Consider the following 25,251-nt stretch of genomic DNA (forward strand, 5'->3'; position numbering starts at 1 on the left):
GCCGCTCACGAGGCTTGGGCGACCTCGTTTTCCGCGGCTGTGAGGTCCTCGATCAATTTCAAGGCATTTTGCGGACGACGGAAGAGGTAGCCCTGACCGTAGTCAAGCCCCATCTGGTGTAGGGTGCGGCATTCTTCCTCGGTTTCTATGCCTTCCGCAATCACGGTGCAGTCCATCTTGTGCGAGAGCGTGGTGATCCCTTCGATGAGCATCCTGCTCTTGTGACGGACGTCATCATTCGTGTCGTTGATCGACCGCGTGAAGGATTGGTCGACCTTGATGATGTCGACCGGGAAGCGGTTGAGATAGCTCAGCGACGAGTAGCCGGTGCCGAAATCATCAAGGGCGATGCGGCATCCGAAGCGGCGCAGTTCGGTGAGCACCATGCGTATTTGCGGATTGTCGTCCATCAGAACGGCTTCCGTGATTTCGACGACGATGCGATCAGAACGGATGCCGTGCCGCCCGACGAGCCCGGCGAGGCGGGAGGGCAGGGCGGCTTCGAACTGCAGCGGCGAGAAATTGATCGCGAGATAGGTATCATGCATGCCCGGGATCCGGGAGATATTCGCCAGATGCCCGATCGCTTTTTCCATGATGACGTTGCCGACGCGGACGATCTTGGCGGTCTCCTCGGCGACGTGGATGATGCCAGCCGGCGGCATCAGCCCCTTCTGGGGATGATTGAGGCGCAGGAGCGCTTCAAATCCGGCGATCCGGTGATCGTCGAGGCCCACGATCGGCTGCAGATAGGCCTCGAACCAATCCTCGGCGAGGCCGTTTTCGATGTGGCTTTCGATCTCGGCGCGCGCCCTTGCGCTGTCCAGCATACTGTTGTCGAAAATCTGCGCGCCATTCTTGCCGTCGCGCTTTTTCGCATACATCGCCATGTCCGACTTCTGCAGCAGTTCGGCTGCATTCGAGGCATGGCGCGGATAGATGGCGATGCCGATGCTGGCGCTTAAATGCAGGTCGGGGCCGAAAGGTGCCTCGAAGACGCTGGCAATCTGCTCGCACATCGCCCTGGCGCGCTTCTCGCCGTCCGTGGCCGGAAGCAGGACGGCGAATTCGTCGCCGCCAAGGCGCGCTGCCTGATCGGAGGGCGCGAGATGTCTGTTAATCCGCTCGACGAGCTCGCGCAGTGCGCGATCGCCTTCGGCATGGCCCATATTGTCGTTGATCCACTTGAACCGGTCGAGATCGATAAACAGGCAGGCAAGCTCCTGACCGGCGGCATCGGCTTCGGCGATCTTGCCGTCGAGGGCCGTCTCGAAGCCTTGGCGGTTCAGCAGACCGGTGAGATGGTCGGTTATCGCCTGACGATGGTTGCGGTCTTCCGAGGCCTTCAGTGCGGTCACGTCGGTCATGACCGACAGCAAGAGCTGGTTAGGTCCGGTGGCCGTCTTGGATTCCAGGATCAGCACGTCCATGATGCGGCCGCCTGCGCACAGGAACTTGACGGTCACGTCAAGTGCCGCGCCGTTCTCGAAACCTTCCTTGCGGTGTTGAAACGCGTCGCGGGTGTCGGGCGTCACGAGTTCGGAAAATCTGCGTCCGATCACCTCAGTCCTGCCATAGCCCGTTGCGACAAGCCAATAGTCACTGACCGCTATGATGCGATCCTCGTTGTCCAGAGAGAAAAGCATGGCTGGCGTGAGGTTATAGATATCGGTTGCGAGGCGGTGGGCGAGTTTCAGTTCCTTCTCCTCGCTCTCCAGCTTCGTCTGCATCTCGTTGAAGCTGCGGGCAAGGCGGCCGATCTCATCGCTCGACTGCCAATCGACGTGATGGCGCGATCCGAGCTGACGGGTGGCCTCTATGGCTGCGATAAGCCGCATGAGCGGCTGTATGACGAAGAGGCGGTTGCCGATCAATGCGGTGCCGAAGACGGTGAGAACGGCGAAGATGAAGATAGATATGAAGACGACTTCTTCATGCTTCAGGCCGGAGAAGAGGCCAAGCTTGGGATAATAGACCGCGATGCTGCCGAGGTTCTTCGGACCGTCGACCGTGTTGTAGATGATTGCACGGGAAACCTGAACGAGCTCACCGTCAAAAGATTTCGGGATGGTCGATTGCGTCACGTTGAGCTGACTGGATTGATCACGAACCTCAACCTTCACGATGGCGCCCTGCGAAACCATCGTTGCGCTGATCTGTGTGACGCTGTCTTCGTCCAGATCCCAGAGCGGCTTTGCGAGCGCCTGGGAATTGGCAACTAGAAGAATGGAGATGTGGTCGCGTATTTCCCTGTCGGCGCGCTCGGAAGAAAGGAAGAGAAACAATACAAAAAGCGGAGCGACAAATATGAGAAGCGCCCCGCAAACAATCGCAAAAAATCTGTTCTCAACGGAATTGTTCATCGTTCCGTTTCTCCCGGGGCTCTCATTTACGCAGCCAAAACGGCAAAGAGCGGCAAGTTTAGAAATGCTTGGGGAATGCTTTCACGAATGTGTTAAATGTTGCTGAAGTGAGCTCGCGCTAAAATTGATAAAGGCCCGCCTTCCAGTGGAAAGCGGGCCTTATAATTACGAATTGGTGTATGCGGATTATGCTTCGGCTTCGCCTTCGCCTTCAGCGGCAGCTTCTTCTTCAACGCCAGCAGCCGGAGCAACGATCGTTGCGATCGTGAAGTCGCGGTCGATAACCGTTGTCACGCCCTTCGGCAGTGCGACTTCGGAGATATGGATGCTGTCGCCAATCTTCTTGCCGGAGAGGTCGATGTCGAAGAATTCCGGGATCGCATCAGCCGGGCAGTGAACTTCGATTGTGTGGCGAACGATGTTCAGCACGCCGCCGATCTTGACCTGCGATTTCTCTTCGTTGATGAAGTGAACCGGGATTTCGACGGTGACCTGCGTGTTGCCGGAGACGCGGAGGAAATCCACGTGCATCGTGAAGTCGCGAACCGGATCGAGCTGATAGTCCTTCGGCAGAACCTTGTACTTCTCGCCGCCGACGTCGATCGTCGCAACAGTGGTCATGAAACTACCGGCATGAATGCGCTTCGTCACCTCATTGGTGCTGAGAGCGATAGAAATGGGGGCCTGCTTGTCACCATAGATGACAGCTGGAATCAAACCGTTGCGGCGAAGTTCACGGGCGGACCCCTTACCAACCCGTTCGCGCGCCTCGGCCTTGAGCTCGTAAGTTTCCTGGCTCATGGCTATTCCTTTCGAGGTTATTTGGAGAGTCTCCGGCGGTATCGTCCTTCCGGTGACTGGAGGGGCCGTTTGGCCTTCCTCATCCGCGTTGCCTCCAAGGGTGTCTGCGCGGACGCGTGCGCTATAGTATAAGTGAAGCGGAAACGCAAGGCGAGGCGGCTCCGATTCCTCGGGTTGCCGGTCGGTAGCAGGCGGCTGTGAACTAATACAAACCAACGCGGGAGCAATAGGGACGGGACCGGATATCAAACCGGGTTTCTAATTATTGCGATTCAGCAGCTACAGGGCTTGCCTTTTGGGCAAGCCTGAGATGACATCCGGCCGCCTACATTCTCACAAGGCCGCCGATCGACGAGGCGGAGGAGCACATTAATGCGCTACAGGCTGATGACGGCGACGAGCGCCGTTGTTTTCGGATTGATGACGGCGTGCCATGCGGCCGGGATCGATCAGGATGGTGCAAACGCCATTCGTGACAATCTCAACAGCCTGCTGCCCGAAGACATTGCCAAGAGCGGCGTCGTCGCGGTCAATCCGGCCGGTGCGCGCTACGAGATCACCTACGACCTGGCCAAGCTGCTTTCCAAGTTCAATCCGGCGGATCTTGCAATCAACGGCCTGAAACCGATCTCGATGTTCGCCACGCCACGAGACGACGGGCTTTGGAATGTCGAAGGCGACAGCAGCCTGAATATTTCCGGACACTTCAAGGCACCGGACAAAAAGCGCACCGATTTCACCTATTCCATCGCCTCAATGGTCCATACTTGGGTCTTCGATCCGGCGATCAGCTATTTCCGCTCCGGTGATTTCAGCGCCAAGGATATCAAAGTCACGACCGCGACCGATACCGAGCAGGTCGATGCCAGCTTCGGCGACATGAAATACAAGCTCACCTCAGCTGATGGCGCTTCCGCCGACAGAATAGACTTTGCGGCGAACGGTACTTTGACAGCGTTTGCCGAGCAGGTGCACGGGAAGGATATGCCGCCGATCCGGATCACGGCCGATACCATCGATTTCGAAGCCAAGGTCGCCAGCCTGCCGGCAAAGCAATTGAGGGACATTGTCATCTTCGCAGTCGACCATGCCGATGAAAAGCAGATGAGCAAGGAGAGCGAGGAAAGGCTGAAGGGCATGCTACGCGCCGCTTTTCCGCTGGTCTCTTCGTTCGAGGAAGTCATCACCCTCAACAATCTTGCAGTGACGAGTGCTGCGGGCGGCGGCAGCGCCCAGAGCTTCGCCTACCGCCTGGCTGTAAATGGGCCGAGCAACGCAACGCAGTTTGACGTTGCAATGAATGCTGCCAACATCACATTCGACAGTCCGATGATTCCGGCCGCCTATTCCGCCTTTGTGCCTCAGGCAGTCGATGTGCAGTTGGCCATCCCGGGCATGGATTTTGCGGCTTTCGGTGATGAATTCATGAAACTTGACCTCACCAAGCCGCCGGAGGGCAGGGAGGACGCGGGCAAGAAGGCCGTGGAGCGGCTTTTCCGCAATGGCAGGTTTGTAATCGACATTCCGAAGGTCAGCGCCAAGTCCGGCGTCTACGACATCGACATATCCGCAAGGGTAGAGAGCCGCATCGACGTGGGCAAGCAGGACTATGCGCTGCAAGCCTCGGTTCTGGCGCGCGACTACGACAAGACCATCGCGGCAGTTCAGGAGCTTGCCAAGACCAATCCCGAGCTCAATCAGGCGTCGTTCGGAATGCTGATGGTCAAGGGTTTCGCCAAGACCGATCCGGATGGGCGGCAGCGCTGGGACGTGACGGTCACGCCCGATGGAACCGTGAGCGTCAATGGCCAGCAGATCAAGGGGCCGGATAAGCCGGAATGATTTTGCTGGGCATCAGGCGACACCGACTGTCACTGCCACTCTTTGGCGCCTAAGAGTGGCCGACAGCTTGGCAAGTCGGGTGGCGCGCGCGGGGACTTCAGGCCAACATCATCGCCGCCATCGGCCAGATGATCATAAGCGGCATTCGCCGCCGCTGATGATCCGGAAGCCTGCATTGCCAGCCTCGCAGGAGTTCGGGAAGGTCTGTGTCTGACGGCCGCGCTGACCGCAGACCGGCGCATATTCGCGCGTACAGATGCCGCCCGGGCGTTCCGGACGGTCAGGCCTGTTCGGGCGATCCGGCCGGGGCGGGCGTCCGGGACGATCCGGCTCGGGAAGCGCAACCGGTGGGGCGCGGCGGCATTCGCCGCGGCCGACGATCATGAAGCCGCTGTTGCGAGCCTGGCAGGCATTTCCGAAGGTTTGAAGCCGGCCCCCGCGTTCGCCGCAGACCGGCGCATATTCCATGGTGCACATTTGCTGCTGCGGTGGCCACGGGCGGGGCGAGGGTCGCGATGGACCTGGATCGACATCCATCGTGCAGGCACAGAGCAGGGGAACAAGCGCAAGAAGCGCAAGGCGTTTGAAGGCTACTGAACGTTTCATCCTGATGGCGGTCATAGGGCTTCTCATGCAAATCGCTTGCGCGAAAGTAGCCGAAAGCGCGCTGCCGAAGAAGAATAAAATACAACCCTGCCTAATATTTTGTGGGCGCGGAGAACTTTCAGTCGAAGAGACTTGAAACAGATTCTTCCTGGCTGGTGCGGTTGATCGCTTCGCCGATCAGGGTTGCGGTCGTAATCACGCGGATATTGTGGGCCGACTGGACGGCGGTGGTCGGCTGGATGGAGTCGGTGATCACCAGTTCGCGCAGCTTCGACGACGTGATGCGGGTGACCGCGCCGCCGGAAAGAACGCCGTGGGTGATGTAGGCGGTGACGCTTGCCGCACCTTGGGCCAGCAACACATCGGCGGCGTTGCAAAGCGTGCCGCCGGAATCGACGATGTCGTCAATCAGCAGGCAATCCTTGCCTTCGACGTCGCCGATAATATTCATGACTTCGGATTCACCTGGGCGGTCGCGGCGCTTGTCCACGATCGCCAGAAGACAGTCGAGGCGTTTTGCGAGCGAACGGGCGCGGACGACGCCGCCGACATCGGGCGAGACGACCATGACGTTGCTGATGTCGTAATTGGCCTTGATATCGCGCGTCAGCACCGGAACGGCGTAGAGGTTGTCCGTCGGAATGTCGAAGAATCCCTGAATCTGGCCGGCATGCAGGTCGAGCGTCAGAACCCGGTCGGCCCCGGCCTCGGTGATGAGGTTGGCAACCAGTTTCGCGGAGATCGGCGTGCGCCCTGAGGCGCGGCGATCCTGGCGGGCATAACCGAAATAGGGAAGAACTGCCGTGATGCGGCGCGCCGACGAACGTCGCATCGCATCGATCATGATCAGCAGTTCCATCAGATGATCGTTCGTCGGAAAGGAGGTCGACTGGACGACGAAGACGTCTTCGCCGCGAACGTTTTCCTGGATTTCGACGAAGATTTCCTGATCGGCAAATCTTCTGACGCTGGCCTTGCCCAAGGGCACATTGAGATAGGTGCAGATCGCTTCGGCGAGATGCCGGTTCGAATTGCCTGCGAAAACCTTCATTTTGGCCCGCCTGTTGTCTGCCGATAGCCGCGCTTTTTAGCCAGCTTGCTTCCGAATGCAAGCGCAAAGGCGCCACAGGCTTTGATATTTGTAAAAAGCCTGTTGCTAACCGTTGCGCGCCTGCCGCCAGGAATCGAACTCGGTGATCGTTTTCCTGGCGATCTGCTGCATGACGGAGGCCGGAACACCGACCCAGGGATCTTCTGCTGCGGAAGGAACCTTTTCCTGTCCCTGAATGCGGTGCAGGCGGGTACCACTGCCGTCGAGGATATCCCAGACGTAAACCACGGTCACGTTGCCGTCGTCGGTAAAGGCCGAGAGGTAACCCTTCAGGATATAGTCGCTGCTGGTGTCGTTCGAACTCTTGATCGACAGACCGTGCGAGCGCGCCTCGGCGCCGAGCTGGCGGGAAAGCGGCGTCACTGCCTGGACGGGAGCGCCGATAATCGGCAGGAAGCGAACGGTGTTGCCGCCGATTGCAGACGAGGCGGCAGGATCGATGGCTGCGACCCGTTTCTGCTGGCTGCCAGGGGCCAGATTGCCCATGTCTTCTTCTTCCGCCTGCGCGTTGGAAACCGGTTCGGCAAGCGTCCTCGCGTCGACAGGCTGCGAAGCCGCGGGCGAGGGTCCGCGCCGAGCAAGCGCATCGGCCTGCGCCTGCATTGTCGTCGGCGGCGCGCCGGGACCGGATCTGTAAGTCTGATTGTTGTATGCCGGATGGTAGCCTGCCTGCCTGGATTCGCCGGCAAAGGCCCGCAAAGGCTCTGAACCCGCCATGCGCTCGACTTCGCGCTGGGTGACGGGTGAGGTGCGACCAAGCGACGAGTCGCCGATATCGACTTGCGGCGTTAGCGCGTCGGTGGTGTTGCAAGAAGAAAGCGCGGCCAGGCAGACAAGGAGTATCGGCGCAGTCTGAGCTCGCGTCATCGCTGTCGTCGTCCTTCCCTCATTCGCATCAGCCCGCCTGATTTATGGGGGCGGGGGCTGTCGGCTGTCAATTCCGGAATCTTGCCGGTGATTGCCCATCATGCGCCGATGAAATCGAGCGAGTGGCGGGAAAGCGTGCGCGGCGCATCTGCCGTCGTTAGGTAGGTCTGGCCCAGCGTCATGGCCGTTCCGGTGTCGGAATCGGCTATGATCATGTGCACGAAGAGCGACATGTTCGGCTCGATCGGCTGCGGATTGCCGACATGAAACATCTGATGTTCCATCCAGGATGGCGAGAAGCGGGCGCCGAGCGAATAGCCGCAGGCGTTCAGCCGATGCCGGGCAAGCCCGCGCTCGTCCATGATCTTCGCATGCATGTCGAAGACGTCGCCGAAGGTGTGCCCCGGTTTCAGCACGGTTTCGATCGCCTGCAGGTTTTCCAGGCAAGCGTTGTAGAGTTCGCGGTGGCGGTGCGTCGGCTCGCCGATGACGATCGTGCGCATCATGGCGGCGTGATAATGGGCATAGGTGCCTGCCCATTCGAGCGTAAGCTGGTCATTTGCATCGAGCTTGCGGCGGCCCGCCTTATAGCGGCAGAGCAGGGCGTCCGCGCCGGAACCGATGATGTATTCGTTGGCGGGGTAGTCTCCGCCACCCGAAAAGACCGCGCCCTGCATGGCGGCAAGGATGTCCGCCTCGTCGGCGCCGGGCTTCGTCAGCTCGACAGCGGCATCCAGAGCATCGTCTGCAAGGGCTGCGGCACGCTCGACATAGACCACCTCTGCCGGGCTTTTCACGAGGCGCAAGCGGCTGACGAGATAGGAGACATCGACGATCTGGCCGAAGGTGGAAAGCTGGGCGTCTAGCAGGCGGGCGATTCGCCCGGTCATGCCGTGGGTGTCGTATTCGACACCGATGCGCCCACCGAGCAGGTCCATGTCGACCAGCAGGTTTCTGAGGTCGAGGGTCGGGTCGGCATTGACGCGGTCGACCCAGATGTGGATGTCTTCGAGGATCGACGTGTGCCTGGCCTGACGAAGGTCTGCCGAGCGGGTAATCAGCGACATCGTGCCATCGGCCTTGACCACCAGGGTCTGGAAGAAGCAGTAGCCGAACGTGTCGTAGCCCGTCAGCCAGTACATGCTTTCCTGCGCGAAAAGCAGGATGGCATCGAGCTTTTCTGCGCGCATCTGGTCAGTAAGGCGCGTGAGGCGGCTTGCGAATTCGGCTCTTTCGAAATGCAGTGCCATGCGGTCAAAACTCCCTGATGCTGATCGCTGAAATCTGGCGGCCGTAGTCCGGCTCCTTATTATGTGTGGTGCGCCGGTACGAGAAAAAGCGCTCGCTGTCCGGATAGGTGCAAATGCCAAGGCTTTCGGCGCGCACACCCGCGTTCAGCAACCGGTCGATGGTCAGGGCCGGAAGGTCGAACATGGCATGGGCCGACGTCTTCGAAGGAATGAAATAGCGCTCGTAAGTCGAATCGTATGTGACGAAGCGCTCGACGAATTCCGGGCCGACTTCATAGCTTGTCTGGCTGATCGAGGGGCCGAGGCAGGCAATCATGGTCCGGCGCTTTGCGCCAAGCCTTTCCATCGCTGCAACGGTGTTTTCCAGGACGCCGGTCAGTGCGCCTTTCCATCCGGCATGTGCCGCGCCGATCACCCGGTTTTCCGGGTCGGCGAACAGGATCGGGCCGCAGTCGGCAGCGAGAACGCCAAGGACGATGCCCGGCGTTGCCGTGACCAGCGCGTCGGCCTCAGGGCGCGTGCCGTCATAGCTGCTGTCGACGGTGACCGCATCTGGCGAATGAACCTGATGGACTGTCGCGAGCCTTTCCAAGGGCTGGCTGAACCAGGCGGCGACGCGACGGCGGTTCTCCATTACCTTTGCGCGGTCGTCGTTCGAGCCAAGCCCGACATTCAGGCCGCGATAGAGCCCCTCCGAAACGCCGCCCGCCCGTGTGAAATAGCCGTGGCGGATCACTTCGCCGGCCGCTTCGTTCAATAGAGCGCTTTCGATCGGTGCGGGGAAGGCCGCGTCTTGCATCGGTGATTCCGGGGTGTTTGAACGGAGCCATTGTCCGCCGGCCCGCCCGGCGAAGCATTCTCGATTGCGCCGGATGTTGGCCCAGGGCCGCGCATCCTGTCAATCCACCGGACGGAACGGCATGAGATCGACGGCCGGATAGGAGACCGCCATCGCCTTGAAAAGCTCGCCCATTCGGCCTTCGCCGGAGCCGGCCAGACGGTCCACCGCATCCTGAATGATCTGCCGGGTGCGCGGTTCACGATCGCGGCCGAGAGCGGCAGCGCGCTCGAGAATGCCGAGGCCGATCAGGAAATCGCCCTGGTGCAACGCGCCGTTGAGATGCAGCCCGGCGCCGACGGCCGTTTTTGCAAGGTCCTCAAAATCCACATGGCTTGTCAGGTCCGCTTCACCGGGATGGCCAAGCGGCGGATCGAACTCGTGCATGCGCACGGCCTGTAGCGTATCGCCGAAGCCGGTGACGAGATGGCCGTAATCGATCGCAAGCGCCGTGCCGCCGAAAGCCTTCAAGCGATCGCAGATCCTCATCATCACAGCCTGCCGGGCCGGCGATATTTCAAACAGCGTGCCTGCCGGCGCTGCCTGCGGTAATCCAGGCAGCAGTGCCGGATCGATGCCGGCGATCCCGGCGGCGAATGTCAGCTCGCCATCGATGTCAAGGCCAACCATGCGCTCGCGAAAGCCGGTTGGCGTCTTGACGAACTGACGGATCGGAATGGCGTCGAAAAGCTCGTTTGCCGCAATCAGCGTGAAACCCGGTGGCACTTCCTCGAAATCGGAATGCCAACTGATCTTGCCCTCATGTGCGTGAAGTGTCTGTTGCTGGATATCGCGCAGGCGCTCGCTCGTCTCGACGAGATGAACCGTCATATTCTCGAAAAGCGGCGCGGCGAGACGCTCGATGACGCGCAGCATGTCAGCCATCATCGTCCCACGCCCGGGGCCGATTTCAACGAGGCGCGCGCCTGCCGGCGCGCCATGGCGCTGCCAGGCATGCACGACGAACACCCCAATCATTTCGCCGAAGAGCTGGCTGACTTCGGGCGCAGTGACAAAATCGCCGGACCGGCCGAAGGGCTCGCGAGTGCGATAGTAGCCATATTGCGGATCAGCGAGGCAGAGGGAAAAATAGTCCGTGACGCTGATCGGCCCGTTCGCCTGAATGATCGCCTTTATCTTTTCACCGAGTGCGGTCGTCATGATCGTAGCGTCCTGACGGGCTCAATGCTGCAAAGCGGCCTGGCGGCGGGCACGCGCCATCGCCCAGATGCCGAGCAAGATCATCGGGAAAGAAAGGACCATGCCCATGGTCAGCCAGTTCGTGTCGAGTAGGTAACCAAGCTGCTGATCCGGCTCGCGGAAGAATTCGACGAATATGCGTGACAGCGCATAGCCGCAGACGAAGAGACCGGTAACGAGCCCTGGTGATTTCAGCGCGCGGAAAGCGTAGACGACGAGGGCAAGAAAAAGCAGCAGCACGATGCCTTCAAGGCCTGCTTCATAGAGCTGGCTCGGATGCCGCGCAAACGGCCCGCCCGTCGGGAATACGACTGCCCAGGGCACATCCGTAAGCCGCCCCCACAGCTCGCCGTTGACGAAGTTTGCAATGCGGCCGAAGAAGAGGCCGATCGGCACCACTGTGGCGACGATGTCGAAAAGGCTCCAGATCGGAATGCTGTTCTTGCGCGCAAAGAGGATCATGGCGATCGTCGTGCCGATGGTTCCGCCGTGGAAGGACATGCCGCCATTCCAGATCTCGATGGCACGGAGCGGGTCCTCTATCACGGCCGGCAGATCGTAGAAAAGGATGTAGCCGATGCGGCCGCCCAGAACGATGCCGATGGCTGCCCAGACGATGAAGTCGTCGATCTGCGCCTTGGTGATCGGCGAGGCATTGCCCGGCCAAAGCGCGTGATTGCCGGCGATCTGCCGGGCATAGAGCCATCCGAGCAGGATGCCTGCCACATAGGCAAGCCCGTACCAGTGAACAGCCAGAGGACCGATCGAAATGGCGATCGGATCGATATCCGGAAAGGGCATGATCGAAAGAAGATTGGCTGCAGTCGGCAAGGCTTTTCCACCCGTTGTTGTGCGCGGAACATGGCGTTGCGATACGAAGCGGTCAAGTCGATTGTGAGGCAGACCAAATGCCCGCAGCCGATTATCCAGAGCAAAGCGCTTGCATCCCACACATCAAAGCCCTACCTCATTCCTCAGGGCTTTTCGCCGATCAAAATCATGTGGTGGGAAGGAGAACAACCGCCATGACGAGTGGAACAAACCGCATCATGGACGAATTCGCCAAGCTGATGACGGATGCAGCGGGCGCTGCCCAGGGTGTGCGCAAGGAAATCGAGACCGCCTTCAACGCCCAGGCCGAGCGCTGGCTGAATACAATGGATGTGGTCAAGCGCGAGGAATTCGAGGCTGTCCGCGAAATGGCGATCAAGGCGCGCGACGAGAACGAGGCGCTGCTTGCCCGAGTCGCCGCGCTCGAAGCAAAACTTGCTGCAAAAACGAAGTAAATCTCATTCAGGCACAGGGCACGGTGTGGCGCTTGAGCGGCACGCCTCTTCATCGACAAAAAAATCAGGTGTCGTTTTCCACCTGTGGACACTGCCAAAAAAGCCAATACGCAGAGTCGCTTACAACCTCCTTCTGAAATCAAATTCCGAACGGCTGTCCACAGTGCCTTTCCGGAAATGACCGGAGAGGGGCTGGCTTGTCACCGGGGGCGTTATACACTGATTTTAAATGATGATTCGAAGCGGACATTGTAGGCTCCGGGCAGGTTCACTGCGTTAGGTCTGGCAGCGGTTCAACGAACATCAAGTGGTGGTTCCGGTTTTGCGTGTGTCTGTTCTTGTGTTCGTAAACTCAAGTTCAGTCGCATTCATTCCGGTCAAGAAGGTGCTGCATGAGCCTTATGGAATTGGAATTCGAGCGTCAGTCGAACCCGGTCGACATGATCGAGTACGTCGCCGCCAATAACGACTGGTCGTTTGAGCGGTCGGGCGAGGACGAGATCGCAATGACGGTCGAGGGGAAGTGGGCCGATTACCACGTTTCCTTCTCCTGGATGGAGGAATTCGAGGCGCTGCATCTCGGCTGCGCGTTCGACATCAAGGTTCCAGAAGCTCGCGTCAACGAGGTCACCAAGCTTCTGGCGGCGATCAACGGGCAGGTTCTGATGGGTCACTTCGATCTGTGGCGGCAGGAAGACGTGATCATCTTCCGGCAGTCGCTGCTTCTGGCGGGCGGTGCCGAGCCAACGAACCGTCAGGTGGAAGTTTTGCTTTCCAGCGCTCTCGATACCTGCGAAGCTTACTATCAGGCGTTCCAGTTCGTCATATGGTCCGGCCTGGATGCCGCCAAAGCTATGGAAGCAGTCCTCTTCGAAACGGTCGGCGAAGCGTAAGATGTCACCATCGTCTTCCGAAACAGTCGTTCTCGTCGGCGCCGGCAATATGGGCGGTGCGATGCTTTCCGGCTGGCTGAAGAGCGGAATTCCGGGATCCTGCGTTGTCGTGGTCGATCCGGGTCCGTCGCCGGCGATGATGAAGGTCATCGGCGATGCGGGCGCGACCCATGCTCCAACCGTTCCCGCCGGCATGAAAGCGGATGTCATTTTCCTCGCGGTTAAGCCGCAGGTGATGGAAACAGTCCTGCCGCCGGTGAAGAGCGCCGTCGGGCCGAAGACGGTGGTCGTGTCGGTGGCTGCCGGAAAGACGCTGGCGTTCCTCGAAAAGCATCTCGGCAAAGCCGCCATGGTCCGCGCCATGCCCAATACGCCCGCCATGATCGGCCGCGGTGTCACCGGCGCCTTCGCCAATCCGCGCGTCAGTGCCGGGCAGCGTGATCGCGTTCATGCGCTTCTTAGCGTCTCGGGTCCTGTCGAGTGGGTTTCGGCCGAATCGGACATCGATGCCGTAACGGCATTGTCCGGCAGCGGCCCGGCCTATGTGTTCTATCTCGTCGAGTGTATGGCAGAAGCGGGCCGTAAACTTGGCCTGCCGGCGGACCTTGCCATGCGCCTTGCACGGGAGACTGTCGCGGGGGCTGGTGAACTCCTACACCAGTCCCCCGACGACGCCTCGAAGCTTCGCCAGAACGTAACTTCGCCAGGCGGCACGACGGCCGCGGCGCTTTCGGTGCTTATGGCAGAAAAAGGCATGCAGCCGCTGTTCGACGAGGCTCTTGCGGCTGCACGCGCGCGTGCCGAAGAGCTTGCCGGTTGAGGATGCGCGATGACTGAAGAAATCACCTACGCCGATTTCGAGCGTGTGGACATTCGTGCCGGCACGATCATTGAGGCCGAGCCCTTTCCGGAAGCCCGCAAGCCGGCGGTCAAGTTGCTGATCGATTTCGGGCCGGAAATCGGCGTCAAGAAATCCTCGGCGCAGATCACCGTTCACTACACGCTGGAAAACCTCGTCGGCCGCCAGGTACTCGGAGTGGTGAACTTCCCGCCCCGCCAGATCGGACCGTTCCGCTCGGAAGTGCTGACGCTCGGCTTCGAAGACGAATCCGGTGCGATCGTTCTTGCTGCAACCGACAAGCCGGTGCCAAACGGCAGGAAGCTGATGTAGTCCGAGTTTGAGACGTAATCTGTTCCATGCGCCGTGCTGATGATCAGTGAATGTCGCGCGAGGCAGGATCAGTCAGTTCGAAATCATGAAAGATGGCTTCAAAACCGGAGCGCTGCGGCGAACAGAATGCCGGGCCGACCATAACCTCCTCAATCGACGGGTCGAACCAGGCGAGGCGCGCCATTCGCCATTCGCTGATCCGATCGCTCCGGTACTGAATGAAAAGTGCATCCTTGTTGCGGGTAACGCGCAGGGACAGCAGCTCGAAATCGTGCTCGACGCGAAAGGCCGACCAGTCGGAATTGCCATTGGTCACGACGGTGCTGAAATGCTTTGCGCCGTCGGTATATTCGATTCCGCATTTCATCCAGTGTGCTGAATCTGCGCGGACCATCATGCCGGCCTGGTCGTACAGCATTTGATAGCGTCCGGAAAATGTCACCTGTGCCGTGAAGTCGCCCTTGCGCCGGAGATACAGAAAATGGCCGTCATCACGGTGGAACCCGTAATAGGTACCTTGCCAGAAGTCTGTCTTGTGGCCGGACCGAACATGCAATGCACCCTCGTGAAGCTCTGCCAAGGGCGGAGGATTGAGCCAGGTCATCCCGTTCAGGTCGATTGCCATCTGGAACTCACGCTGGGATGCGGATGGTGGCGCGCAGGCCGCCGAGCGGGCTGTCGCCGAGAGTGACATTGCCACCATGGCTACGGGCAATGTCGCGCGCGATCGCAAGGCCGAGCCCGGTGCCGGAATCGTCCAGATTGCGTGCCTCATCCAGACGGAAGAAGGGCTTGAAGACATCCTCGCGGTTCTTTTCGGGAATGCCAGGGCCATCGTCGTCAAAATTCAGAGTCAGCCATTTTGCGCCGTGCTTCGCTTCTATGTTCAGCGAATTGGCATAGCGACGGGCATTGGACGCGAGGTTGGTCACCAGGCGCGTAAATGCGTTCGGCCGAACCGAGATCTTGTCTTCGCCTTCGATCGAATAGGTGAGTTGCTTTTCGTGCAGGGCGAAGTCCGTTGCGATCTTTCCGAGCAGTTCTGTGAGCTTTAATTCTCCGACGTCTTCCTCGATCTCGCTGCGCGCAAAGGCCATGTAGGCTTCGAGCATCGACTGCATGTCGTTGACATCGTCATTCAGTCCTTGGAGTTCCGGGCTGTTGCCGGCAAGGGCAAGCTGTAGCTTGAAGCGCGTGAGCACCGTGCGTAGGTCGTGACTGACGCCTGTCAGCATCGCGGTTCGCTGTTCGATCTGCCGTTCGATGCGTTCGCGCATCAGGATGAAGGCAAGCCCCGCGCGCCTGACCTCATCGGCTCCGCGCGGATAGAAATCATCGTGTTTGTGTCCCTTGCCGAAGCTTTCGGCGGCTTGCGCGAGCGTCAGGATCGGCCGAATCTGGCCGCGCAGAAAGAGAATCGATACTCCGATGAGCACGAGAGAAGCTCCGACCATCCAAACGATGAAGATGTGCGTGTTCGACGCGTAGGTCTGGTTGCGCTTGGTCAAAACGCGCAGGATCTTGTCGTCCAGCTTTATGCGGATTTCGACGAGGCTCGAGTCTCCAACCGTGTCGATCCAGAAGGGGCGTTTGATCTGGTCGCGGATCTCATCACTCAGGATACCGTCGAGGATGGAGAAGAACGGCTTTTCGCGCGGTGGCGGCAGATCTCCGTCGGGCTCGATCGAAATCTGCAGGTTCAACTGCTCGCGAGCGATGCGAGTGGCCTCGCTGTAATCGGTATCCTGCGGATAGGTTTCGATGATCTGGATGATCGCCGCAATATCTCGGGTGACGGCCATCGACAGGCGTTGCGTCACCATTTGCCAGTGACGCTCCATGAAGACCGCGGCGACGACTGACTGCAGGAGCACCATGGGAATGATGATGATCAGCAGCGAACGGACATAGAGACCGGTCGGCAGGCGGCGGCGCAGCCAGCGGCCGAACCCTTTCCATCCGGAGGCCGGCGATCGTTCTTCGCGGCGCAGGGATTCGAAAGTTACCATGACTGTCGCGATCCTGACGTTGAGGCCATCAATCGATGCTCAGCCTATATCCTATACCACGAACCGTCTGGAGCCAGACAGGATTTGCTGGATCGTCCTCGATCTTGCGGCGGAGGCGATTGATCTGCACATCGATCGTGCGCTCGCCGACATCCACGTCGCTGCCGATGAGCTCGTGCCGCGGAATCGTGTCGCCGGCGCGCTTGGCAAAGAGCAGCATGATTTCCTGCTCACGGTCCGTGAGGCGGATCACTTCCGTTGCCTTCTTCAATTCCTTTCGGGTGAGCGAGAAAGTGTATGGGCCGAACATGATCTGCTCGATCTTGGGCGCGTCCGAGGCGTTGCGGCGCAGGATATTATTGACGCGCAGTACCAGTTCGCGCGGATCGAAAGGCTTCGAGAGATAATCGTCGGCGCCCGCTTCAAGGCCCGCAATGCGATTTCCGGATTCCGCGAGCGCAGTAAGCATGATGATCGGTACGTTCTTGATGGCGCGCAGGCCGCGCGTCACGTCGATGCCGGATTCGCCCGGCATCATCACATCCATGATGATGAGATCGAAGTCGAGCCCGGCAAGCTTGCGTTGCGCCTCGGCACCATCTGCAGCCACAGTCACCCGGAAGCCGTTCTCTGTCAGGTAACGGTTCAAAAGAGCGCGTATTCTGGTGTCGTCATCGACCACCAGCAGATGCGCCGCGTCATCAGAAATGATTGTTTTCCCCGCCATTCAACCCGCTTTCGTTGTTTGTCTGTCCCTCATACCCCTCAGAAATGCCTTCACGCTTTCGCGCACGTCCGGAGCGGCACCGTCGAATGCTCTCTCAATGCGGCGCGATTGCGGCTCCGCCAGAGCGAGCGCGAGCTCGCGCCCGGTCTTAGTCGGATAAAGCTTACGCTGGCGCCGGTCTTCAGGCCCGGCAACCTGACGAATATACCCCGAATCGATCAGTTGTTTGAGTACTCGAGCAAGGCTCTGCTTGGTAATTTTCAGTGTATCCAAAAGATCGGCAACGGTCATGCCCGGTTCACGGTTAACGAAATGCACTACCCGATGATGAGCCCGGCCGAACCCGCTTTTTTCGAGGATCGCATCCGGATCAGATACGAAATCGCGATAAGCGAAGAAGAAGAGCTCGATGATCTCGAAATCGATGATGCCGGTGTTTTCCATCGGTGCGGCCAACGGTTCGGCTTTGGTGACTTTCGAGCTGGTCTGTCGTGTCGCCACGTCATTTCCTTTCTCGTTCTAAAGGCCCCGGGGAACTTTAGCAAAGATATGTCAGCTTTGTTGACACAATTTTACGCCGCTGTTAGCGTCCCCGGACTTTGCGAAGGCGGGACGTTCGTTCGAAAACAGCCCGTCTTTCCTCCCCATACAACGCATTTTTCCCCACTGCGTAGTGGATAAATCGTAATATGGGCAACAATCAACAGGCATGGCGTGCGGGCGCCGGAGGATTACGAGAATGGCTTCAGTTCCCTTCGACCAGTTGGATGGCGAAATCTGGTTCAACGGCGAATTCGTGCCGTGGAAGGACGCGAAGGTTCACGTGCTGACGCATGGTCTGCATTATGCCAGCGCGGTGTTCGAAGGCGAGCGCGCCTATGGCGGCCGCGTCTTCAAGCTGACGGAGCATAATCAGCGTCTTCACAAGTCCGCTGATATCCTTGGATTCAAGGTTCCCTACTCGGTCGACGAACTCGATGCGGCAACTATCGAACTGTTGAAGCGCCAAGGCTTTTCCGAGGCCTATGTGCGCCCGATCGCCTGGCGCGGCAGCGAAATGATGGGGATTTCGGCGCAAGCGAACCGGATCAATGTCGCGATCGCCATCTGGCAGTGGGGTAGCTACTTCAATCCTGCCGAAAAACTCAAGGGCATCCGCCTCGATATCGCCGAATATCGCCGCCCCGACCCGAAGACGGCGCCGTCTTCCTCGAAGGCCGCCGGCCTCTACATGATCTGCACCATCTCCAAGCATGCCGCGGAGGCCAAGGGCTATGCGGATGCGATGATGCTCGATTATCGCGGCCAGGTCGCCGAAGCGACGGGCGCCAACATCTTCTTCGTCAAGGAGGGCGTCATCCATACGCCGGTTCCCGACTGCTTCCTTAACGGCATCACGCGCCAGACGGTGATCGAACTTGCCAAGCGCCGCGGCTATACGGTCGTCGAGCGGACAATCCAGCCAGAAGAGCTTTCGAGCTTCAGCGAATGCTTCCTGACGGGCTCTGCTGCGGAAGTGACGCCGGTCTCCGAGATCGGACCTTATAAATTCACGCCTGCGACGATCTCAGAGACGCTGATGAACGACTACATGAAGGAAGTTTATCCGGCCGCGTCTGTTGCGGACGAGTAACGTGCGATCGGACTGAAGTCCGGCCGCGCCTGCCGCGCACTGCACCTTTGTTACCGCGTCCGCCCTCATCATCCGAGGCCGACACGCTTCGAGCCGCCGATGCTGCCGGCAATCAGCCCGGTCAATGCCGCGTGGCCGACGAAAGATACCACCGCCAAGGTTGCGACGTGTCGCGATTTTATCGGTCGAGGAGGAAAGGGCAAACGCGCAATTCATGCGAGATTGAGTTCGGCATGAAGTTGCGGGCAGCTCTGACGCGATGAGGCGGTCAAAAGACCGCCTCACACTGCAAGCTTACTGATAGACATAGACGATGCGGCGGGTGCCGGGATCGACGAGCACCGGACGGTCGTTGATGCGCACATAGCGGTATTCGTAGTCGGGAATCTCCTGGAAGGTCACGGTATCGGGAACCTCGGCACCCACGACGACATCACCACCCAGCCGAACCGTCTGCGTCGGCGTGGTTTCGATATAGGTGCGGACGGTCTCCGGTGGCGTTATCGCTTCCACGGAACCGACGGGGCCAAGCAGTTCATCGCCCGGCGCGGGCTGCGGATCAGCGGGCACGACGGCTGCGGTCGACTCATACGTCACAGAGGGGACGCCAAGAACGGCCTCGTTCTCTTCGACGATCACCCGGCTGCCTTGGCGCTCGACCTGCAGGTATTTGGCATAGACCCAGCCGCGCATACCGTTGACATCGACGCGGCACCAGCGGCTCCCCTGGATACAGCCATCCAAGATGGCCGCAGAGCCGCGCGTTGCGACGCCGACCGAGGGATATTGCGGGCCTGGCCCGGAACGCACATTGAGGTCGTTGATGGCCGTCGCGCTCATTTCCGCATGGGCAAGGCCAGCGCTCGCGGCGAGCACGGCACCTGCCAGGAAAAGATTTCTCGTGAAGGTCATTCTTTGTCTCCTTGCTTTAGCTGGAGAAGAAAACGCTCCGTTCACCATCTGGTTCCGCCAGTTGGCCGCACGGGTTGAAATCTGGATTCATCGGAAAATCGCAACCACTTGAAATACCAGGATAACTGGGAAGAGCATGCTGCCATTCCAGACGCGATGAACAGTTGTTACGATGCGTCTTGAGGCGTGAGGCAAAGGTGATTCCTGCCAAAAAGCGGCTGGCGTTGATGACCTTTCCGGCTTATCGGAAGCAGGCAGAGACAAGCGAGGCATATCATGAGCATGCTCCAGGCCGGAATCATTCCGGTGACACCGTTCCAGCAGAACTGCACGGTTCTCTTCGATCCGGACACCAAGGAGGGCGTAGTCGTCGATCCGGGCGGCGATGTGCCGGTCATTCTCAAAACGCTTGCTAACAACAGCTTGACCATCAAGCAGATCTGGCTGACGCACGGACATCTCGACCACGCAGGCGGCGCGAAAGAACTGAAGGAAGCGCTCGGCGTTGAAATCGTCGGTCCGCACGAAGACGATCGGCCATTGCTGGAGCGGATCGAGATACAGGCGCAGCAATACGGCATTACCGGTCTTCAAAACGTGGTGCCGGACCGCTGGCTGAAGGATGGCGACAGAATTTCCTTCGGTAGCCACGTGTTTGAAGTCTATCACACACCCGGTCACGCGCCCGGACATGTCATCTATTTCAATCGCGCCCAGAACTTCGCCCATCTCGGCGACGTGCTCTTCAACGGCTCGATCGGCCGAACCGATCTGCCGGGTGGCAATCACCAGAAACTGCTGGAATCGATCCGTGACAAGGTACTGCCTCTGGGAGATGATGTCGGCTTCATTTGCGGGCATGGCCCTGGCAGCCGCATCGGCGACGAACGACGTGGCAATCCGTTCCTCAGGGGTATCTGAGCGTGCCAGACGCCAAAACAAAAGCGCCGCCCGGCAAGCGGCGCCTTGCTTTATAAATCGTTTGCGGATCAGCCTGCGGTGCAGAAGTGCTCACGACCGTCGTTGCCGACGAAAGTGCCGCTTCTCGGGTCGAAGCTGCGGTAGCGGTAAGAGCAGTAACGCTCCCACTGCGGCGTCCAGGGTTCGACATCAGCGCGGACAGGGGCGTAGTAACGCGGCGGTGCGCGGTAAACCGGCACGGCTTCGTATTCCGGTTCATAGGGCGGATCGATATAGCGCGGCTCTTCATAATAGCGCGGCTGATTGGCAATGGCAGAGCCGACGATCAGGCCGGTTGCGAGACCGACGGCGCCGCCGACAAGAGCTGCGTCGCCATTGTCATGATGATGCCAGCGGTCACGGGCGGATGCATCGCCGATTACAGAAAGGGTGAGGGCTGCGGCAGTAGCGGTCAGAAGAAATGTCTTGGCGAGCCTGTTCATGATCAAATCCTGTTGTTGGAACCCCGTGAGCGGTTCCTGCACCGTGATGATGACAAGATAGTGGCGGCTATCTGAACGGGCGCTGAATGACAAAACCCGGCATAGCTGCCGGGCCTGCACTCGAATTCGACGGCCTTGTCGAGGCCTCAGCCCGCAATCTGCAGATTGACGGCCTTGGGGCCCTTGCCGCGGCGATCCGGCTCGGTGTCGAAGCTGACCTTCTGATTTTCCGTCAGGCCGGCAAGGCCGGAAGCCTGAACGGCAGAAATGTGAACAAAGATGTCGGCGCCACCCTTATCTGGCTTGATGAAGCCGAAGCCTTTGTCGGTATTGAAGAATTTTACAGTGCCAGTCTCGGCCATGCGTCAGGTCCTTTTCTCTCTGCCCGCCATCCACACGGGCAGCATCAACTATGTCCCTTGCGGGGCGTTGGCAGGCAATTCTTGAAATTCGAGAAAAAGGTCCCCTCTACCTCGGCCTGTCTCATGACGGGATTATTCCCCGTCTTGGCGAGACCGGCTGACCGGAATATTAGCGTTTCCGGCGCGCACATACTTTAAGGACTTCCCATGCTCGCAAAATGCCCGAACGCCGTGAGATTGCTGCGATTAAGGGGAATTGGCAAGCAAAAGTTTTTTAACGTGTTATCGAAAGCACATTCAGGCCGGCTATCCTATTTGCGCCAAAACGCAAAATTTCGCTCGCAGTCCACCAATGATTAAGGTTTCGTATTGCCTGCAGTATAAGTTGAGGGCAGTTTTTCCCAAAAATGCAACGACAGCGCGTCCTGGCCCCTGCGCTAAAATTTTTTCCGCAATTGCCGTTCAAATTCAAAAAAGGCCATAGCTCAGGCGGGCTGGCTGCGTCTTTTTCCGAGCTCCGGTACCAATTCGACCACAAGCATAGCGATAAACATCAGCGCACAGCCCGCATAGCCGAGCGGCGGCATCGTCTCGCCAAGCAGCAGGGCGCCGAGCGCCGATCCGAAGAGCGCCTCGCAAGAGAGGAAGATGGCGGCTTGCGACGGGGTGGTGTAGCGCTGGCCGATCACCTGCAGCACGAAAGCCACGCCCGAAGAGAAGACGCCGACATAGAGGATCTCCGGTGCCGCGCCTAAGATCGCCTCCATGCTGATGGGCTCGAGAAATGCCGCTATGATGAGCGCGGCGACCGCCGTCACGGCAAATTGGCCTGCCGACAGCATAAGCGGCCTTCCTGTCTCGGCGACCGTCGTGCCGGCGAGCGTGATCTGTATCGCCCAGAACGCGGCACAAACGACTGTCAGGCCGTCGCCCGTGCTCAGCGCGGAAAGTTGCCCGCCGGACAGCATGTAGATACCGGCGACGGCCATGATGGAAGCCGGCCAGACGATTAAGTGCGGCGGTCGGCGCAGGAAGGTGACTGCGATCAGCGGCACGAAGACGACATAGAGCCCGGTGATGAAGCTGGAGTTCGTCACGGTCGTCGTCTGAAGCCCTATTTGTTGCGTCGAAGCGCCGCCGAAAAGGGCAAGGCCGATCAAGCCATAACAGCTCAGATGCCGGCGCGTGGTCTTGACACTGGCCTTACGCATTTCAAGGAACAGGAAAGGCAGGACGGCGACGGTCGCGACCGTAAATCGCAACCCTATGAACCAGAACGGACCGATTGCCTTCATGGCCGTAGACTGCGCGACAAAGCCGCCGCCCCAGATGGCGGCGGCAATCAATAGAAGAAGGTTCGCCTGGACGCGCGTCATATCAGTCCTCGATGTGGGGCAGGATGTATCGTGGACGCCTACCAGTTGCATTTCATTCCGGCAAGGGCGAAGGAGGGCTCGTTCGGAGTACCGCGATTGCGTGCATGGCGTCAGGAGAATGACCGCCGGTTATACCGGAGCTTCTCTTGCAAAAAAAGCCGGCCTGAAGGATGGGCAGCGGACCCTGCCGGCGCGCGTGCCCGCTTACGGGATCAGCGGTTTGCCGGCTCTCGCGCATTGATGATGCGCTGCTCGAAGGCGGCGCGCCTGACGACGGTCGTGAGGATTTGCTGCGGGAAATCCTGCTTCGGCTCGGTCTGTGAAGAGCCTAGCCGTTCTGGCGGTCGGAGCGCGAGACACGCAGCAGCGCGCCATCGTCCTCGTCGGTGACGATCAAGAGCGCACCGTCCGGTGCGACGACAACATCCCGCAGGCGACCGTAATCACCCTCGAAAATCTGCTCAGCTGCAACCAGGGTACCGTTTTTATTGCGCTGCATGCGGGAGAGCAGTTCGAATTTGAGCGCTGCGACAAGGAAGTTTCCGTCCCATTCCGGAAACATGTTGCCGCGATAGATGGCGAGCGCGCCTGGCGCGATCGACGGGTCCCAATAATGCAGCGGCTGTTCCAGTCCTTTCTTGGCCGTTCCTTCGCCGATCTTTGAGCCGGAGTAATTGCGTCCATAGCTGATGATCGGCCAGCCGTAATTCTTCCCGGGTTCAATGACGTTGATTTCGTCGCCGCCTCGCGCGCCGTGCTCGACGGTGTAGAGTTTACCGTCGGCGATGTCGAAGGTGATGCCCTGCGGGTTGCGATGGCCCTTCGACCAGATTTCCGGCAGCGCCTTTGCGCTGTCCTTGAACGGATTGTCCGCAGGGATGCTGCCATCGGCATTGATATGCACGATCGAGCCGGCATCATCCTTCCAGTCCTGCGAGCGATCGGGATCGCCGCGATCGCCGATGCTGATAAAGAGAGTACCGTCGCTCGCGATGGCGATGCGCGAACCGTATTGAATATTGCCCCCGGTGAACTTTTTCATCGTGAAGATCGTCTTCACGTTCTCGAGTCTGCTGCCGTCGGCGGCAAGCCTGGCGCTGAAGGCTTTGGTTCCCGAGCCTTTTCGATTGGCGGTCGAAGCCGTGAAATAGATCGTGCGGCTCGTTGCAAAATCCGGCGCAACGGCCACATCCATCAAACCGCCCTGGCCACGGGCGCGCACGTCGGGCACGCCTCCGATCGGATCTGAGAGCTTGCTGTCCTTGACGATCCGCATCCGCCCTGGCCGTTCGGTCACCAGATAGGCGCCGTCAGGCAGCGCTTCCACAGCCCACGGGTGTTCGAGCCCTTCGGCCAGGGTTTCGACGATCACTGCGACTTTCTCGGTCTCGACCCTTTTTTCTGCCGCCGCGGCGAAACCGGGCGCGAAGAGGGGCGCGCCAAAAAGCAGCGAAGCTGCGAATGTTCTGGCGATAGTCATGTGGCGTTTCCCCATCGCTTTCATCCGCATTCAACGTGGAGCGGAGGCAAGCGCGCTTCAACCTTATTGCGTCGCGGATAACGGCTTTGTGTTTTGAGGTTGAATGGAAATGGTCGGCGTCGTTTCGACCAGCGCGGATCCCGCCAAGGCGCGCTGCACCAGGACCTGCGCGACGGCAGCCTTTCCCTTGATGTAGAAGCCATCGCTCAGCAGCGCGACGCCGTAAAGTGCAAGCCCGGCGATGGCGAGCACAATCATCCGCTCAACCGTCGAAAAGCGCGAGAAAAGGAAACCTTTCTCACGCTGCTGCGGCCCGTCATGGGCTGCGGCAGCAGCTGTCGCCATGGCCAGCTCGATGTAAGAAGGAAGCGGTTCGAATCCGTATGCATCCTGATGCCGGCTTCCGTTGCGGGGATTTGACACCATTACCGGGTCCTCGTGGTCATCAGTCGCTTGATACGGCGGCGCCATACGGCAAGCGCGCCCGCTGCGGTCAGGGCGAAAAGCAGCATGCTCAGCCCGCGCATGATCTGCCCGTCGGCGTGTGTGGTCATCCGCGGCGGCTTCGCCGAAGCCGCCGGCAGGGTGGTCGCTTCGGCTGCTGCCGGCACCGGTGCGGTGACCGAGCCAGTTGTTTGCTCGGTCCTTTGCAATTGCGGCGTCCCTTCGGCGCGAGCTGTCGAAATGACCCCGCATGCCATCATCGTTGAAGCGGCGACGACGCTTGCTGCAATCAAGAAAGAAAGCGAAACCCGGCGGGCACGAAGCCGCGCTGCGGCTCGTTCGTCCTCCAGAAACATTGGCATACCTCAACAAGCAATTGCGGGAGCGCTAAAGATGAGGCCCAGATCCCGGCAGGCTCGCGACCGAATTGCGGCATGCCGCGTCATTTGTTGCGGCATAATCATGGCAAATGCCAAATCCATCGAAGTTTTTGATTCCAGCGAAGAAATTCGCATCTCTCCAGAGTGTGATCTTCGCAAAGCGATAAATGCTTCGGTCGCCCCGCCCGACAATTGATCATTAAGAATCATTGGCTCCATCACGCCTTTGCGCTTGAAATGCCGCCGCACATTGGACATAGAGCTAATCGCAGAACTCCGGTCCCGGCCTTCTGCCCG

General features: G+C 59.4%; 28 protein-coding genes. 7 read left to right on the forward strand and 21 right to left on the reverse strand.

From position 1 onward, the window contains the following. Positions 1-5: 5 nt before the first annotated feature. Both EV130_RS13405 and EV130_RS13410 read right to left on the reverse strand, forming a co-directional pair. On the reverse strand, positions 6-2,363 hold the full coding sequence (locus tag EV130_RS13405; protein ID WP_132550549.1) for an EAL domain-containing protein: 2,358 nt from the start codon (positions 2,361-2,363) through the stop codon (positions 6-8). Between the two features lie 186 nt (positions 2,364-2,549). Then, positions 2,550-3,164 carry a 50S ribosomal protein L25/general stress protein Ctc gene (locus tag EV130_RS13410; RefSeq protein ID WP_074061846.1) on the reverse strand — a complete coding sequence of 205 codons (615 nt, stop codon included), beginning with the start codon at positions 3,162-3,164 and terminating at the stop codon, positions 2,550-2,552. A gap of 372 nt (positions 3,165-3,536) precedes the next feature. Between EV130_RS13410 and EV130_RS13415 the strand changes: the two genes are divergently transcribed. Beyond that, a complete protein-coding gene (locus tag EV130_RS13415) occupies positions 3,537-5,006 on the forward strand; it encodes a hypothetical protein (RefSeq protein WP_132660538.1) in 1,470 nt (489 codons plus the stop codon). Positions 5,007-5,138: 132 nt separating this feature from the next. On the opposite strand, the gene EV130_RS13420 is transcribed toward EV130_RS13415, so the two are convergent. From EV130_RS13420 to lgt, 7 genes are all read right to left on the reverse strand, one after another. Then, positions 5,139-5,627, reverse strand: coding sequence for a Kazal-type serine protease inhibitor domain-containing protein (locus tag EV130_RS13420; RefSeq protein ID WP_081377081.1), 489 nt, complete (start codon positions 5,625-5,627; stop codon positions 5,139-5,141). A 103-nt stretch (positions 5,628-5,730) separates the two neighbouring features. Then, a complete protein-coding gene (locus tag EV130_RS13425) occupies positions 5,731-6,663 on the reverse strand; it encodes a ribose-phosphate pyrophosphokinase (RefSeq protein WP_074061844.1) in 933 nt (310 codons plus the stop codon). Positions 6,664-6,768: 105 nt separating this feature from the next. Beyond that, on the reverse strand, positions 6,769-7,590 hold the full coding sequence (locus EV130_RS13430) for a hypothetical protein (RefSeq protein ID WP_074061843.1): 822 nt from the start codon (positions 7,588-7,590) through the stop codon (positions 6,769-6,771). A gap of 98 nt (positions 7,591-7,688) precedes the next feature. Continuing rightward, positions 7,689-8,840 carry a M24 family metallopeptidase gene (locus EV130_RS13435; protein WP_132660540.1) on the reverse strand — a complete coding sequence of 384 codons (1,152 nt, stop codon included), beginning with the start codon at positions 8,838-8,840 and terminating at the stop codon, positions 7,689-7,691. A 4-nt stretch (positions 8,841-8,844) separates the two neighbouring features. Next, the gene (gene pgeF / locus EV130_RS13440) at positions 8,845-9,639 is read right to left on the reverse strand and encodes a peptidoglycan editing factor PgeF (protein WP_132660542.1); all 795 of its coding nucleotides are present in this window, start codon (positions 9,637-9,639) and stop codon (positions 8,845-8,847) included. A 99-nt stretch (positions 9,640-9,738) separates the two neighbouring features. Further along, positions 9,739-10,839, reverse strand: coding sequence for a class I SAM-dependent methyltransferase (locus EV130_RS13445; protein ID WP_132660544.1), 1,101 nt, complete (start codon positions 10,837-10,839; stop codon positions 9,739-9,741). Positions 10,840-10,860: 21 nt separating this feature from the next. After that, the gene (lgt, locus tag EV130_RS13450; RefSeq protein ID WP_132660546.1) at positions 10,861-11,709 is read right to left on the reverse strand and encodes a prolipoprotein diacylglyceryl transferase; all 849 of its coding nucleotides are present in this window, start codon (positions 11,707-11,709) and stop codon (positions 10,861-10,863) included. A 194-nt stretch (positions 11,710-11,903) separates the two neighbouring features. Here lgt and EV130_RS13455 point away from each other — a divergent pair, with 194 nt between their 5' ends. From EV130_RS13455 to EV130_RS13470, 4 genes are all read left to right on the forward strand, one after another. Then, the gene (locus EV130_RS13455; RefSeq protein WP_022714228.1) at positions 11,904-12,164 is read left to right on the forward strand and encodes an accessory factor UbiK family protein; all 261 of its coding nucleotides are present in this window, start codon (positions 11,904-11,906) and stop codon (positions 12,162-12,164) included. A gap of 392 nt (positions 12,165-12,556) precedes the next feature. Next, complete coding sequence (locus EV130_RS13460; protein ID WP_022714229.1) at positions 12,557-13,057, forward strand: type III secretion system chaperone family protein; 501 nt, start codon at positions 12,557-12,559, stop codon at positions 13,055-13,057. Position 13,058: 1 nt separating this feature from the next. Further along, positions 13,059-13,877, forward strand: coding sequence for a pyrroline-5-carboxylate reductase (gene proC / locus EV130_RS13465; protein ID WP_132550541.1), 819 nt, complete (start codon positions 13,059-13,061; stop codon positions 13,875-13,877). A gap of 9 nt (positions 13,878-13,886) precedes the next feature. Beyond that, entirely contained in the window at positions 13,887-14,228 is a 342-nt protein-coding gene (locus EV130_RS13470; RefSeq protein ID WP_132550539.1) for a tRNA-binding protein, read from the forward strand. A gap of 43 nt (positions 14,229-14,271) precedes the next feature. Here the strand turns inward: EV130_RS13470 and EV130_RS13475 are convergent, their stop codons facing one another. From EV130_RS13475 to EV130_RS13490, 4 genes are read right to left on the reverse strand one after another with little or no spacing between them, the layout of a single operon-like run. Beyond that, complete coding sequence (locus tag EV130_RS13475) at positions 14,272-14,853, reverse strand: DUF1349 domain-containing protein (RefSeq protein ID WP_074061837.1); 582 nt, start codon at positions 14,851-14,853, stop codon at positions 14,272-14,274. A gap of 7 nt (positions 14,854-14,860) precedes the next feature. Beyond that, on the reverse strand, positions 14,861-16,237 hold the full coding sequence (locus EV130_RS13480; RefSeq protein ID WP_074061836.1) for an ATP-binding protein: 1,377 nt from the start codon (positions 16,235-16,237) through the stop codon (positions 14,861-14,863). A 28-nt stretch (positions 16,238-16,265) separates the two neighbouring features. After that, positions 16,266-16,964 carry a response regulator gene (locus EV130_RS13485; protein ID WP_074061835.1) on the reverse strand — a complete coding sequence of 233 codons (699 nt, stop codon included), beginning with the start codon at positions 16,962-16,964 and terminating at the stop codon, positions 16,266-16,268. Continuing rightward, positions 16,965-17,408 (reverse strand): MarR family winged helix-turn-helix transcriptional regulator, encoded by a 444-nt coding sequence (locus tag EV130_RS13490; RefSeq protein ID WP_074061834.1) that lies wholly within the window; start codon positions 17,406-17,408, stop codon positions 16,965-16,967. Positions 17,409-17,703: 295 nt separating this feature from the next. Between EV130_RS13490 and EV130_RS13495 the strand changes: the two genes are divergently transcribed. Beyond that, positions 17,704-18,597 (forward strand): branched-chain amino acid aminotransferase, encoded by an 894-nt coding sequence (locus EV130_RS13495; protein ID WP_132660548.1) that lies wholly within the window; start codon positions 17,704-17,706, stop codon positions 18,595-18,597. 294 nt (positions 18,598-18,891) lie between these two features. Here the strand turns inward: EV130_RS13495 and EV130_RS13500 are convergent, their stop codons facing one another. Continuing rightward, the gene (locus EV130_RS13500) at positions 18,892-19,509 is read right to left on the reverse strand and encodes a DUF1236 domain-containing protein (protein WP_074061832.1); all 618 of its coding nucleotides are present in this window, start codon (positions 19,507-19,509) and stop codon (positions 18,892-18,894) included. Positions 19,510-19,785: 276 nt separating this feature from the next. Here EV130_RS13500 and EV130_RS13505 point away from each other — a divergent pair, with 276 nt between their 5' ends. Continuing rightward, a complete protein-coding gene (locus EV130_RS13505) occupies positions 19,786-20,430 on the forward strand; it encodes an MBL fold metallo-hydrolase (protein WP_132660550.1) in 645 nt (214 codons plus the stop codon). Between the two features lie 68 nt (positions 20,431-20,498). Here the strand turns inward: EV130_RS13505 and EV130_RS13510 are convergent, their stop codons facing one another. The 7 genes from EV130_RS13510 to EV130_RS13540 all read right to left on the reverse strand — a co-directional run bounded on the left by EV130_RS13510 (position 20,499) and on the right by EV130_RS13540 (position 25,212). Beyond that, positions 20,499-20,912 (reverse strand): BA14K family protein, encoded by a 414-nt coding sequence (locus EV130_RS13510; protein WP_074063240.1) that lies wholly within the window; start codon positions 20,910-20,912, stop codon positions 20,499-20,501. Positions 20,913-21,058: 146 nt separating this feature from the next. Then, positions 21,059-21,274: a cold-shock protein gene (locus EV130_RS13515; RefSeq protein ID WP_007534130.1), complete on the reverse strand. Its 216-nt coding sequence runs from the start codon at positions 21,272-21,274 to the stop codon at positions 21,059-21,061. Positions 21,275-21,759: 485 nt separating this feature from the next. After that, positions 21,760-22,650 carry a DMT family transporter gene (locus tag EV130_RS13520; RefSeq protein ID WP_074061830.1) on the reverse strand — a complete coding sequence of 297 codons (891 nt, stop codon included), beginning with the start codon at positions 22,648-22,650 and terminating at the stop codon, positions 21,760-21,762. A 328-nt stretch (positions 22,651-22,978) separates the two neighbouring features. After that, positions 22,979-24,154 carry a PQQ-dependent sugar dehydrogenase gene (locus EV130_RS13525; protein ID WP_081377080.1) on the reverse strand — a complete coding sequence of 392 codons (1,176 nt, stop codon included), beginning with the start codon at positions 24,152-24,154 and terminating at the stop codon, positions 22,979-22,981. Positions 24,155-24,193: 39 nt separating this feature from the next. Beyond that, positions 24,194-24,475 carry a hypothetical protein gene (locus EV130_RS13530; protein ID WP_132660552.1) on the reverse strand — a complete coding sequence of 94 codons (282 nt, stop codon included), beginning with the start codon at positions 24,473-24,475 and terminating at the stop codon, positions 24,194-24,196. Between the two features lie 80 nt (positions 24,476-24,555). Continuing rightward, the gene (locus EV130_RS13535) at positions 24,556-24,930 is read right to left on the reverse strand and encodes a hypothetical protein (protein ID WP_074061827.1); all 375 of its coding nucleotides are present in this window, start codon (positions 24,928-24,930) and stop codon (positions 24,556-24,558) included. 9 nt (positions 24,931-24,939) lie between these two features. Beyond that, a complete protein-coding gene (locus EV130_RS13540) occupies positions 24,940-25,212 on the reverse strand; it encodes a hypothetical protein (RefSeq protein WP_132550529.1) in 273 nt (90 codons plus the stop codon). Between the last annotated feature and the right edge of the window lie 39 nt (positions 25,213-25,251).

It is taken from the genome of Rhizobium azibense (assembly GCF_004342325.1).
GTDB classification, from domain to species: domain Bacteria; phylum Pseudomonadota; class Alphaproteobacteria; order Rhizobiales; family Rhizobiaceae; genus Rhizobium; species Rhizobium etli_B.